Annotated in this window: 10 protein-coding genes; 4 read left to right on the top strand and 6 right to left on the bottom strand. The window is 60.2% G+C overall.

The window, feature by feature from the left end; genetic code table 11:
- Positions 1–69: 69 nt before the first annotated feature.
- The 4 genes from QLG12_RS13515 to glcD form a co-directional block, all read right to left on the bottom strand.
- Complete coding sequence (locus QLG12_RS13515; RefSeq protein WP_282474689.1) at positions 70–2,688, bottom strand: EAL domain-containing protein; 2,619 nt, start codon at positions 2,686–2,688, stop codon at positions 70–72.
- 105 nt (positions 2,689–2,793) lie between these two features.
- Positions 2,794–4,011 carry a glycolate oxidase subunit GlcF gene (gene glcF, locus QLG12_RS13510; protein ID WP_197871771.1) on the bottom strand — a complete coding sequence of 406 codons (1,218 nt, stop codon included), beginning with the start codon at positions 4,009–4,011 and terminating at the stop codon, positions 2,794–2,796.
- A gap of 3 nt (positions 4,012–4,014) precedes the next feature.
- Positions 4,015–5,079, bottom strand: coding sequence for a glycolate oxidase subunit GlcE (gene glcE, locus QLG12_RS13505; RefSeq protein ID WP_282474688.1), 1,065 nt, complete (start codon positions 5,077–5,079; stop codon positions 4,015–4,017).
- A complete protein-coding gene (gene glcD / locus QLG12_RS13500) occupies positions 5,079–6,578 on the bottom strand; it encodes a glycolate oxidase subunit GlcD (RefSeq protein ID WP_282474687.1) in 1,500 nt (499 codons plus the stop codon). The genes glcE and glcD overlap by 1 nt, the downstream gene beginning before the upstream one ends.
- A 155-nt stretch (positions 6,579–6,733) precedes the next feature.
- On the opposite strand from glcD, the gene QLG12_RS13495 reads away from it, so the two are divergent.
- The 3 genes from QLG12_RS13495 to QLG12_RS13485 are packed head-to-tail and all read left to right on the top strand — an operon-like array spanning position 6,734 to position 9,046.
- Positions 6,734–7,375 (top strand): LysE family translocator, encoded by a 642-nt coding sequence (locus QLG12_RS13495; protein WP_108561297.1) that lies wholly within the window; start codon positions 6,734–6,736, stop codon positions 7,373–7,375.
- Between the two features lie 49 nt (positions 7,376–7,424).
- Positions 7,425–8,552, top strand: a complete 1,128-nt coding sequence (locus QLG12_RS13490; protein WP_282474686.1) for a saccharopine dehydrogenase NADP-binding domain-containing protein — start codon at positions 7,425–7,427, stop codon at positions 8,550–8,552.
- Positions 8,553–8,554: 2 nt separating this feature from the next.
- Entirely contained in the window at positions 8,555–9,046 is a 492-nt protein-coding gene (locus tag QLG12_RS13485; RefSeq protein WP_197871781.1) for a DUF2269 domain-containing protein, read from the top strand.
- Positions 9,047–9,100: 54 nt separating this feature from the next.
- Here QLG12_RS13485 and yghU read toward each other — a convergent pair whose 3' ends face one another.
- Entirely contained in the window at positions 9,101–9,940 is an 840-nt protein-coding gene (gene yghU, locus QLG12_RS13480; protein WP_197871783.1) for a glutathione-dependent disulfide-bond oxidoreductase, read from the bottom strand.
- A gap of 170 nt (positions 9,941–10,110) precedes the next feature.
- A complete protein-coding gene (locus tag QLG12_RS13475) occupies positions 10,111–10,956 on the bottom strand; it encodes an AraC family transcriptional regulator (RefSeq protein ID WP_282474685.1) in 846 nt (281 codons plus the stop codon).
- A 97-nt stretch (positions 10,957–11,053) separates the two neighbouring features.
- Between QLG12_RS13475 and QLG12_RS13470 the strand changes: the two genes are divergently transcribed.
- Positions 11,054–12,010 (top strand): threonine dehydratase, encoded by a 957-nt coding sequence (locus QLG12_RS13470; protein ID WP_282474684.1) that lies wholly within the window; start codon positions 11,054–11,056, stop codon positions 12,008–12,010.
- The last annotated feature ends 171 nt before the right edge of the window (positions 12,011–12,181 follow it).

Genomic DNA, 12,181 nt, shown 5'->3' with positions numbered 1-12,181 from the left:
AGCGACGAATTAATGAAGGGGCTATTAGCTCATAACCCGAACATTCAATGGCCGGACAGGCACCGGTCCTCATGAGCGCGCGGTGTTCGAGCGATGATTGACGGCTCCGGAGCGTTTTGAGGTTTGCAGGAGACGGGCAAAAGCCATTTTGTCGATCGGCCGGCTCATGAAATAACCCTGCACTTCGTTGCATTGATCCTTGCCGAGAATGGCCAGTTGCTCTTCGGTCTCGACGCCTTCGGCCGTGACATTCAGGCCCATTGCCTTGCCCAGACCGATGATCGCTTGCACCACCGCACGATCATTGCTGCCAGTGCTGATCGAGGCAATGAAACGCTTGTCGATCTTGATGCCGTCGAACGGATAGGCGCGCAGGTAGCCCAGCGAGGAGTAGCCGGTGCCGAAGTCATCCATGTTCAACCTCACGCCCAGCTCTTTCAGCGCGTTCATGGTGGTCAATGCACCGTCGGTGTCGTTGAGCATGACGTTTTCCGTGATCTCCAGTTCCAGACGACTGCCCGGAAAGCGGGTTTCGACCAGTACCTCGCGCACATCCTGCACGACATCGCTCAGTGCAAACTGGGCAGGAGAAAGGTTCACCGACAGGAGGATTTCTGCAGGCCAGGTCAGGGCGGTCTGGCAGGCTTCGCGCAATACCCAGCGACCGAGGGGGACGATCAGGTCCGTCTGCTCCGCCAGCGGAATGAACAGATCGGGACCGAGCAGCCCTTTCGTCGGATGCTGCCAGCGCACCAGGGCTTCAACCGAAACAATTTCCTTGCCGTCCACCTTGTAGCGGGGCTGGTAGTGCAGCACCAGTTCGTTGTCTTTCAGCGCTTTGCGCAAGTCGTCTTCCATTTGTCGACGCGTCTGAATCTGGTCGCTCATGTGCGCTTCGAAATAGCACCAGGTGTTCTTGCCCTCCGACTTGGCCTGATAGAGCGCGATGTCGGCGCAGCGAATCAGCTCTGCGGCTTCGAAGCCGTGGCGCCGGCTCAGGGTGATGCCGATGCTGGCACCGATGTGCAATGGATGATGCTCGAACATCACCGGCTCATGCAGGCTGCCGATCAGGCGTGTGCAGAACCGGTCGATTTCCTGATGCGAGTCCATGCCACTGAGCACGACGACGAATTCGTCGCCGCCCAGCCGCGCAACAATGTCGTGATCACGCGTGCATTCGCGCAGGCGCCTGGCGACTTCCTGCAGGACCGCATCACCGGCCGGATGCCCCAGTGAGTCATTGATCGGCTTGAAGTTGTCCAGATCGATCATCAGCAGTGACAGGGGGGCGGCATGCTCTTTGAGTTGCAGGGCCTCTTCCAGATAGCGCGCCAGTTTGTTGCGATTGGGCAGCCCCGTCAGTGCGTCGTGCATGGACAGGTGCTGGATCTGTGCATGGGCCGCCACTTCATCGGTAATGTCGCTGGCGGTGCCGCGATACCCGACGATGGAATGGCTTTCGACGATCGGCCTGGCGGACAGCCGGCAATAGCGTTGCTGTCCTGTTTCATCGCGGTAGGTACAGCGCAGGTCACTGGCGTTGACCTCTTCGTTCAGTTTCTTGAGCCATAGCTCCAGCGGCGTGGTATCGCAGGACAGTAACTGCATGATGTCCTGTCCCAGCCACTGTTCACGTGGGTATCCGGTCACAGTACTGAAGCGCGCCGAGAGATAGGTGAGAGACAGGTGCCGGTCGATTTCCCAGATCCAGTCCGAAGCCGCTTCAGCCACGGCGCGAAAACGTTCTTCACTGGCCTCAAGTGCCTGATTGGCCGCTTGCATTGCCCGGTGTGAGGTCTGCATCGCTTCGAAGCTGTTGTCCACGTACTGCGACGAGCGCAAGGCATGCCGGAAAAAGTAGCCGGTCAACAGCATGAGGATGAGCAAAATGCTGCCAAGCGCTGGCAGCAATGACCACAGCAACTGTTGCCCCGGACGCTCGAGGTCTGCGACCAGACTGTAACCGGTACTGTCCAGCGGCACTCGGGGCTGGCCCGCTTCGATGGTTTCGTCCGGGGCCAGGGTCAGGTTGTTCAGGCCGAAGCCGCTGCCGATCTTTCGCAGTTTGGCAGGCGTCAGCTTGTCGACGAATACCAGCACGGAGGTGTTACGGGGTTCTTCGGTGGGGCGCTCGTCATTGGGAATGATGGCCGCCGCCGTCACCAGCGCCGGCCAGTCTTCAAACAACGAATAGGTACTGACGGGCTTGGTGAGGTCGCTTTGCAGCTGTACCTGGTCGACCAGTGCAGTGGCCGACGCCTTGAGAAAACCGGAGATGTTTGCTTCGACCAATTGGCCGCGCACCACCGCATATTTGGTCTGTTCCCGGTTCAGGACAAATACGCCGTCATAGCCATCGCTGGTGAACAGGGTTTTGCCGAGGTTTTGTTCAACGTAGGCCCAGTTCGTGTCGACCTGAGCGCTCAGATGCTCATAGGCCGTTGTCCAGTAGGCGTAACTGGTGATGTAGTTTTTTGAAGCCAGGATGCGGTTTTCCAGGGCTCGGGTCGAATAGAACAGGTTGTCGTTCACATCGTCGTCATCGAGCCGCGTCGCAATACTTAACAGGGCACCGACGGCGGTGATGACACCGGCTATGAACAGCACGCCTACGGCAAAGGCCAGGCGCCGGGTGGCGTTACGTTGAGGCGAGGGGAGCGGGGCCGCATGAGTGGAAAAGTCCATTCGCTCATCCTTGATCCGTGATTACGGCATCTAGAACACTTGGATCGACGCAATGTTCAGTCTTGTCTGCGCCACCGTTTGAAGGGTAGCAGGCACTTCGGACTTTCATCGACAATGCGCGTCCACCCACTCGATCCAGTGCCTGACGGGCGTGCGGCCGGCGCCGTCGAGGTGGATCTGGCAGCCGATGTTGGCGGTGGCGATGATCTCGGGATGACCACTCTCCAGCGCATCGAGTTTGTTGTCGCGCAGGGACCTGGCCAGCGCCGGTTGGGTGATCGAATAAGTACCCGCCGAGCCGCAGCACAGATGAGCGTCGGGGACGGCAGTCAGGTCGAAGCCCAGTCGGGTCAGCACCGACTCCACCGCACCGCCGAGTTTCTGTGCATGTTGCAAAGTGCACGGGCAATGAAAAGCTACACGTTGATTGGCGCGGATGCCGAAGGACTCGAGCGGCTCCTCGCGCAGCACCTCAACCAGGTCTTTTGCCAGCGCGCTGACGGCTTTGGCCTTTTCGGCATAAGCCGGATCGGTGCGAAGCAAGTGCCCGTAATCCTTGATGAACGCACCGCAACCGCTGGCAGTCTGTACGATCGCCTCGGCGCCCTGTGCGATGGCCGGCCACCACGCATCAATGTTGTGGCGCGCGCGCTCAAGACCAGTGGCCTGGGCGTCGAGGTGATAATCCACCGCGCCGCAACAACCCGCCTCGCGGGCAGGGATCACGCTGATGCCCAGACGATCCAGCACCCGGGCTGCTGCGGCATTGGTATTGGGTGACAAGCCTGGTTGCACGCAACCCTCGAGCATTAGCACTTGTCGCGCATGACCGATGGCGGGACGTGGGGCAGGCAGCGCCACATCGCGTGGCAGTTTGTCTTGCAGGGAATGGGGCAGTAGCGCCCGGAACATCCGGCCGGCTTTGATCAGCCCTTTGAACATCTGCGGATTGGGCACGACGCGTCGAAGACCTTCACGCAACAGACGCTGCCTGAGCGGCCGCGCAACGGCGTCGTCGACCACTGCCCGGCCGATGTCGAGCAGGTTGTGATAGTCCACGCCGGAAGGGCAGGTGGTTTCACAGTTGCGACACGACAGGCAGCGATCCAGATGCCGCTGGGTTTTGGCCGTGACTTCGTTGCCTTCAAGCACTTGCTTGATCAAGTAGATGCGCCCGCGCGGGCCGTCCAGCTCATCGCCGAGCAATTGATAGGTCGGGCAGGTCGCATTGCAGAACCCGCAATGCACGCACGTGCGCAGGATGCTTTCGGCCTCTTCGGCTCGGGGCAGTTGCCGCGCCTGCGGGCTGAGGGTGGTTTGCATGGCTCAGAACTCCGCGTACAGACGACCGGGGTTGAAAATGCCCTGCGGATCGAGTTGTTTTTTAAGTTGGCGGTGATAGTGCAGCAGGGCGGGCGTCAATGGCTGGAATGGTTCGTCGATCAGGCCGTGGCTGTAGCAGGTCGCATACCCGCCGACGTCGCCGACCACTTTGCGAATGACCGCCGCTTCGGCCGTGGACTTGAGCCAGCGTTGCGCTCCGCCCCAGTCGAGCCACTGCTCGCCGGGCAGGTTCAGCGGCGGCGTATTGAGCGGCACGGACAGGCGCCATAGCGCTTGGTCTTGATCAAAGAAGCCCAGACGCTGTTCGTTGAGATCGGCCCAGAACGAACTGTCGATCAGCTCCCCGCCAAGTCGATCATGGGCGGCCGCCACTGAGCCTTCGCCGCCCTCCAGACGCAAGTGCAGTTGCCGGCCATCGTGACAGGCAGCACTGATCGGCAACGGCTGCTGGCCCCATTCGGCCAGACGCAGCAACGCCTGTTCGCCGGACATTTCCAGACTTAGGCTCAGGCATGCTCGCGGTTTGGGCAGCACCTTTAGCGAGACTTCGGTGATCACCCCAAGCGAGCCGTAACTGCCGGCCATCAGGCGCGACAGGTCATAACCGGCAACGTTCTTCATGACTTCGCCACCGAAGCGCAGGTGTTTGCCGTGACCAGTGATGATCCGTGTGCCGAGCACAAAGTCGCGCACCGATCCCGACCACGGGCGACGCGGGCCCGACAACCCGCTGGCGATCATGCCGCCCACGGTGGCGTCGTCGGCGAATGCCGGCGGTTCGCAGGCCAGCATCTGTTGCGAGGCGTCCAGCACCGCCAGCAATTCTGCCAGCGGAGTGCCGCAGCGCGCGGTGATCACCAGTTCGGTCGGGTCGTGGCGGACGATGCCGCAGTGAGCGCGGGTGTCGAGAATTTCACCGCCGACGATGCGTCCCAGAAAAGCCTTGCTGTTGGCGCCCTGAATGCGCAGCGGCGTGGCATTTTCCAGCGCTAGCCTGACCTGTTCCAGCAGAGTGGCGCTGTCATCGAAATCCTTTGTATCGCCCATCAGAACCGCTCCAGTTCGGGGAAGGGCAACTGCCCGTGGTGCACGTGCAAGGCGCCGAATTCGGCACAGCGGTGCAGGGTCGGAATGTTTTTGCCGGGATTGAGCAAGCCACTCGGATCGAACGCCGCTTTCACGGCGTGAAACAGGGTCAGTTCGTCACCGTTGAACTGCGCGCACATCTGGTTGATTTTTTCCCGGCCCACACCGTGTTCGCCGGTGATGCTGCCGCCGACCTTCACGCACAGTTCGAGGATCTTGCCACCCAGCGCTTCGGCACGTTCCAGCTCGCCGGGCTGGTTGGCGTCGAACAGAATCAGTGGGTGCATGTTGCCGTCGCCAGCGTGGAATACATTGGCGACCCGCAAGCCATATTCGGCTGAAAGCTGCGCAATGGCGTGCAGTACACCAGGCAATTCGCGACGCGGAATCGTGCCGTCCATGCAGTAATAGTCCGGCGACAACCGGCCCACGGCGGGGAACGCATTCTTGCGTCCGGCCCAGAATCGCACGCGTTCGGCTTCGTCCCGGGCCTGGCGCAGTTCGGTGGCGCCGGCGTGTTCGAGCACTTGCCGGACCCGCGTGCAATCATCGTGGACATCGGCTTCAACGCCATCGAGTTCGCAGAGCAGAATCGCCTCGGCGTCCACCGGATAACCGGCGTGGATGAAGTCTTCGGCCGCGCGAATCGCCAGGTTATCCATCATCTCCAGGCCGCCGGGGATGATGCCGGCCGCGATGATGTCGGCCACTGCGCGGCCGGCCTTTTCCACGGAGTCGAATGCCGCCAGCAGCACTTTGGCCGTCTGCGGTTTGGGCAAGAGCTTGACCGTGACTTCGGTAATCACCCCGAGCAGGCCTTCGGAACCGGTGAACAGTGCCAGCAGGTCGAAACCGGGGGAGTCCAGCGCCTCCGACCCCAGCGTCAGGCGTTCGCCATCGACGGTTAGAATCTCGACCTTGAGCAGGTTGTGCACGGTCAGTCCGTACTTGAGGCAGTGCACGCCGCCGGCGTTTTCCGCCACATTGCCGCCGATGGAGCAGGCGATTTGCGAGGAAGGATCAGGCGCGTAATACAACCCGAACGGCGCCGCGGCCTGGGAGATCGCCAGATTGCGCACACCGGGTTGAACCCGTGCAGTACGCGCCGCGGGATCGATGTGCAGGATGTTATTGAAACGCGCCATCACCAGCAGCACACCTTTTTCCAGCGGTAGAGCGCCGCCGGACAATCCGGTCCCGGCGCCCCGGGCCACCACCGGCACACGTCGTTCGTGGCAGATTCGCAACACGCCCTGAACTTCATCGATATGTCGTGGCAGTACCACCAGCAGCGGCGTGGTGCGATAGGCGGACAGCCCATCGCATTCATACGGCTTCAATTCTTCGCGCTGATGCAGCACTTCCAGGTCTGGCCATTGGTGCAGCAGGGCTTGCAGAAGTGCAGTCTTGTCGACGTCGGGCAAAGCGCCGTCGACCTGTTCGTCGTAGAGAATGTTCATGATCGCTGGACGACCCTCCGTTGTCGTTATTCGAGGTCGGTGCCGGTTTCCATCATTGGGCTGCTGACACCGAGAAGTAAAGCGTAGCGGCCTGAGGTCCGTTGGCTCCCGCGCTCCTGTAATATGCGGCCACCTCACCCCAACGAGCATGGAAAATGGATTCTCACTCGATTCTGGCCTTTACCCTGGTTGCCGCGATTGCGATCGCCAGCCCGGGGCCCGCGACCCTGATGGCGATCAACAACAGCCTGGCCCATGGTCAACGCAGTGCGATCTGGTCATCCCTCGGCAATGCCAGTGGCCTGTTCTGCCTCTCGGCTGCAGCGATGCTGGGACTTGGGGCCTTGCTGGCCAGCTCCGAAATGCTGTTCAACGCGGTGAAAATCATCGGTGCCGGTTATCTGTTCTACCTCGGGATCCGGCAGTTGTTCAAAAAGGGTTCGATGCTCCCGGAGCACGTTGAAGATGAGTCGAAAAAGGTCCGGCCTACTCGCAGCAAACTGTACAAGTCAGCGTTCCTGACGGCCGTGACCAATCCCAAGGCGACAATGTTCTTCACCGCACTGTTTCCGCAGTTCATCGATCAGGGCGCGACATTGCTGCCGCAGTTTCTGATCCTCACCTCGATTTTTATGGCGTTGTCGGTGACGTCGCTGACGCTTTATGCAGCGCTCGCCTCGCGGGCCAAGGGCGTGCTGACCCGGCCTGCGCTGTCCCGCTGGGTCAGTCGGGTGGTGGGAACTACGTTTATCGGTTTCGGGGCGGCGATTCTGACGATGCGTCGGCAGGCCGCGTAAGTAAAAGCTGTCCGACTGAAATCAGTCATCCATTTCAAGGAAGCATTGCGTGGCACTCAGGGTTTTAGTGGTCGGCGGTTATGGAAATTTCGGCAGCATTGTCAGTCGGCATTTGATTGAGATGCCTGACATCGAGCTGGTGATCTCAGGCCGCGACCCGCAGAAATTGGCGCACAAAGTCGACGAGCTGAAAGCCCGGTCGGGCGTTGTCTGCGAGAGTTGGTGCGGCAACGCGATGAGGGCCGGGTTTGACGCAGCTCTGAAATCGCTGAACATTCAACTGGTCATCCACACCGGCGGCCCGTTTCAAGGGCAATCCTATGCGGTTGCCGAGGGCTGCATCGGCGCGGGTGTGCATTATTGCGACTTGTCCGACTGCCGAACATTCGTCAACGACATCGGAATCCTCGATACCCGCGCGAAACAGGCCGGCGTGGCGATTCTCAGCGGTTGCAGTTCGGTGCCGACACTTTCATCGGCCCTTATCGATGAACAGCGGCATCGCTTCTCCCGCATCGATTCGATCGAACATGGTATTTCCTCGTCGGCGAAAATGCCGGGCCTGTCGACGGTTGAAGGTGTTCTGGCCTACGCCGGCAAGCCGATCAGGCAACTCAGGAATGGCCAGGTTCATGAGGTGGCAGGCTGGCTGGACCTGACGTTGCGCAAGATGCCTCACCTGGGCGTTCGGGTGCTGGCGAACGTCGACGTGCCGGACATGGATATCTTCGCTAAACGCTATGGCGCAGGAACCTTGAGTTTCAAGGCGGGTGCGGGCCTGAAGCTGGGTGGTGTGGCCAACGGTCTGTTCGCGCTGGCCCGCAGGTTTGGTGCGTTTCGTGATCATCTTCCCTGGGCGGCGCGGCTTCATCGTTGGGGTACCTGGTTCGAGCGATTCGGTGATGGCAACAGCGCAATGTATATCGACGTGACAGGACTCGGTATCGACGGAAAACCGCTGGCCATGACGGTGCAGCTCACCGCCCGGAATGACAAGGGACCGGAAATCCCCAGCTGCGCAGCCGTTGCCCTGGCGGCGAAAATCGCGCAGGGATACCAGCCCGAGGCTGGCGCACGTCCTTGTGTAGGAGAGGTCAGCGTTGACGAGTACATGGCGGCCATCAACGATCCGCAGAATCTGAGCCTGTCGATGCATTTCTCTGACGGGCAGAACTGACCGTGCTCTATCTATGCCTCAAATACATTCACATCATCGCCGCGGTTTTCCTGTTCGGATTCGGCATGGGGTCGTACCTCTATCTGATCGCAGCGAGCCGTACAGCCAACCCTCTGGTGATCGCGCACGTGGCGAGAATGGTCGTACGGTTCGACGCCTGGATCACCACGCCGGCGGGCTTTATTCAGATAGCGACGGGTTACGGGTTGACCAGGCTTGCCGCAATGCCATTGACCACGGAGTGGGTACTGACGTCCTTGATCATTTTCCTGTGCGTCGGCTCGCTCTGGTTGCCGGTTTTGGTGCTTCAGAAGCGTTTGTACGTGATGGCTTCAAGCGCAGTCGAGACTGGGGCAGCGCTCGCTGATGACTACCGCTGCGTGTATCGAAAGTGGTTCTGGATGGGTGTTGCCGGTTTTCTGGGGATGTTCGTGATCGTGCTGCTGATGGTGACGAAGATGACGCCGGGGCAGTGGGCCGACCTGTTGGTGTAGCGAACGCAACGCCCGATACACCCGCACCGGACGTCGCGTCGTATCAGGTGAAGCTTAATCCAGATCGCTCGCCTGATGCCGCTCCGGAACCTGGCTCGCTTCATCGCCCCACGTCCGGTTGACGCGTTGGCCACGAATCACCGCAGGCCGTTCGGCAATCTCTTGCGCCCAGCGCTGCACGTGGGTGTATTCGTGAGCGGAAAGGAACTCGGCGGCGGAGTAGACATTGTTGCGCACCAATTGCCCGTACCACGGCCAGACCGCGATGTCGGCGATGGTGTAGTCGTTGCCGGCAAGGTAGGGACTTTCGCTCAGGCGGCGATCGAGCACATCCAGCTGCCGCTTGGTTTCCATGGTGAATCGGTTGATCGGGTATTCGAGTTTTTCCGGCGCATAGGCATAGAAGTGTCCGAAACCGCCGCCCAGATAGGGCGCTGAGCCCATTTGCCAGAACAGCCAGTTCAGGGTTTCGGTGCGTCCCGCCAGGTCGGTAGGCAGGAAGGCGCCAAATTTTTCCGCCAGATAAAGCAGGATCGAGCCGGATTCGAAGACGCGAATGGCCGGCTCTGCGCTGCGATCCAGCAACGCCGGAATTTTCGAATTGGGGTTGATCTCGACAAAGCCGCTGGAGAACTGATCGCCCTCGTTGATGCGGATCAGCCAGGCGTCGTACTCGGCGGCGGTGTGTCCGAGCGCCAGCAGCTCCTCGAGCAGGATGGTCACTTTCACGCCGTTGGGCGTGGCCAGAGAATACAGCTGCAACGGGTGCTTGCCGGTCGGCAGCGTCTTGTCGTGGGTAGGCCCGGCAATCGGGCGATTGATGCTGGCGAACTGGCCGCCGGACGGAGCGATGTGTTTCCAGACCTTGGGTGGAGCGTAGGGCGCCTTGCTCATGAAACGGACCTCATCGGTTGTATGCTGGATGACGTGAGCCGGGCAGGGAGCGTGCCGGGCTCTTGTCGAACAGGACAACATAGAAGGGCGTTTGAATGCCACTGGTTGTTCGCTGAAATGGTTTGGGTAAAAAACAAGCCCGGCAGGTGCCGGGCTTCTGGCCGCTTCTTCTATATAGAAGAATGTTGTGGGTCGGTAGCAGAGCTATGGCGCGAATCTGTGCGCAATTGCGCCGGACTCACGCCGAGGCGCTGTTTGAAGGCTGTGGTCATATGCGCCTGTGAGTTGAAGCCACAAGCGAGAGCTATCTGCGAGAGGCTGGCTGTTGTGTCGCGCATTGACGCTCGGGCCTTGGCCAGTCGTCTGTCGATCAGGTAACTGTGGGGGCTTTTACCGGTCGCCTGCTTGAAGGCGCGCATGAAATAGCCCTCTGACAAGTCCAGCAATTGCGCCATTTCCGGGACGCTGAGCGGGCTGCCGAGGCCGGCGTCGATGAACTCGTCCAGCAGGCGCATTCGGCTGCCGGTGATCGAGCCTTGATGCATTGCGGCCTCATGGCGCTCAACCCGTTCAGCCAGGTTGAGCGCCCAGCTTTCCCAGTCATCATCCAGAGAGGCTTGCAGCAGCGCATTGCGCATTCGCGACGCGAGGTGAATGGCCTGCGGGTCGATGCGATTGTTGAACGCGCGGTCACCGGTCAGTGCCGTGCCGTCGGTGCGTATCACCCTCAGGTATTCGCCGCCCATGGGTGACTCGGACAACACGTCACATCCAGCCGGAACAAACGCCAGGCCATTGGGCATCGCATCGAAGGGGTGTATCCGGTCAGTACCAATGGCGTGCACGCCGCGCTGGCTGTCGAAGGCAAAGCCGATCGCTGATTGGGTCGCCACGTATCGCACCGAGTAGGCAGCGCCGGGCAGCAGTTCGATCGCCCACGGACCGGCTTCGACACGACGTATCGGCTCATCAACGACTATGGAATGGCGACGGTTTCGATAGCTCATGAACACCATAGTAGTGAAGGGGGCGCACAAAAGTCAGGTCGGTTTTTTGAAAGCCGACGTCATGCGTCCGTGCCTAGACTGAGCCAAAACTCAAGGAACTACCTATATGCACGCATTGACTCGCGATGATATTGAAAATGCTGCCCGTCAGGTTTATCAGGTGATGCCGGCCACCGCCCAGTACCGTTGGCCGTTACTGGCCGAGCGGTTGGGCTGCACCGTTTGGGTCAAGCATGAAAACCATACGCCCACCGGCGCCTTCAAGGTGCGCGGCGGTATTACCTTTATGCACTGGCTGCGTCGTGAACATCCGGCTGTCAAAGGCATTGTCTCTGCGACGCGTGGCAATCACGGTCAGAGTCTGGCGCTGGCGGCGCGGGCCGCGGGGCTGAAAGCGTTGATTGTGGTGCCGCGGGGCAATTCGCTGGAAAAGAACAACGCCATGCGTGGCTTTGGTGGTGAAGTGGTCGAGTGCGGGCGCGATTTTGACGAGGCTCGTGAGGAGGCGGCGCGCCTGGCGCAGGAGCATGACCTTTTCCTGGTGCCGCCGTTTCACGTTGAACTGGTAAAGGGAGTGGCAACGTATGCGCTGGAGTTGTTCGGTGCGGCGCCGGATCTGGATACGATTTACGTGCCCATCGGTTGCGGATCGGGGATCTGTGGTGTGATCGCCGTTCGCGACGCGCTAGGACTGAATACCGAGGTGGTGGGAGTGGTGTCGACAGAAGCCGCGGCTGCCAAGTTGTCGTTTGAAGCGAACGTGATCTGCGAAACCCTGTCGGCGAACACCTTTGCCGATGGCCTGGCCGTGCGCAAGCCGATTGTGCAGGCGTTCGACATCTATAAGGAAGGGGCGACGAGGATCGTCTCGGTCAGTGAAGGCGAGATCGCCCAAGCCATGCGTGTCTATTACACCGATACCCACAACCTCGCAGAAGGCGCGGGTGCCTCAGCGTTGGCTGCATTGATGCAGGAGCGTGGAAAAATGCAGGGGAAGCAGGTCGGCGTGATTCTGTCCGGGGGAAATATTGACCAGTCGGTGTATGCCAAGGTGATTGGTTGATTGTCGGCGAAAAGAATTTTCAAACGGGGGTTGACCACGAATTTCAATCCGGTATTATTCGCCTCCCGTTAGCGAGCAACGCTATGTTGCTTCTGACGCAAGTGATTGAATTTAAATGAAAATAATCACTTGACAGCAAATGAGGCTGCTGTAGAATGCGCGCCTCGGTTG

The organism is Pseudomonas sp. V88_4, assembly GCF_029967985.1.
GTDB classification, from domain to species: domain Bacteria; phylum Pseudomonadota; class Gammaproteobacteria; order Pseudomonadales; family Pseudomonadaceae; genus Aquipseudomonas; species Aquipseudomonas glycinae.
This window is presented reverse-complemented; position numbering and strand designations above follow the sequence as displayed.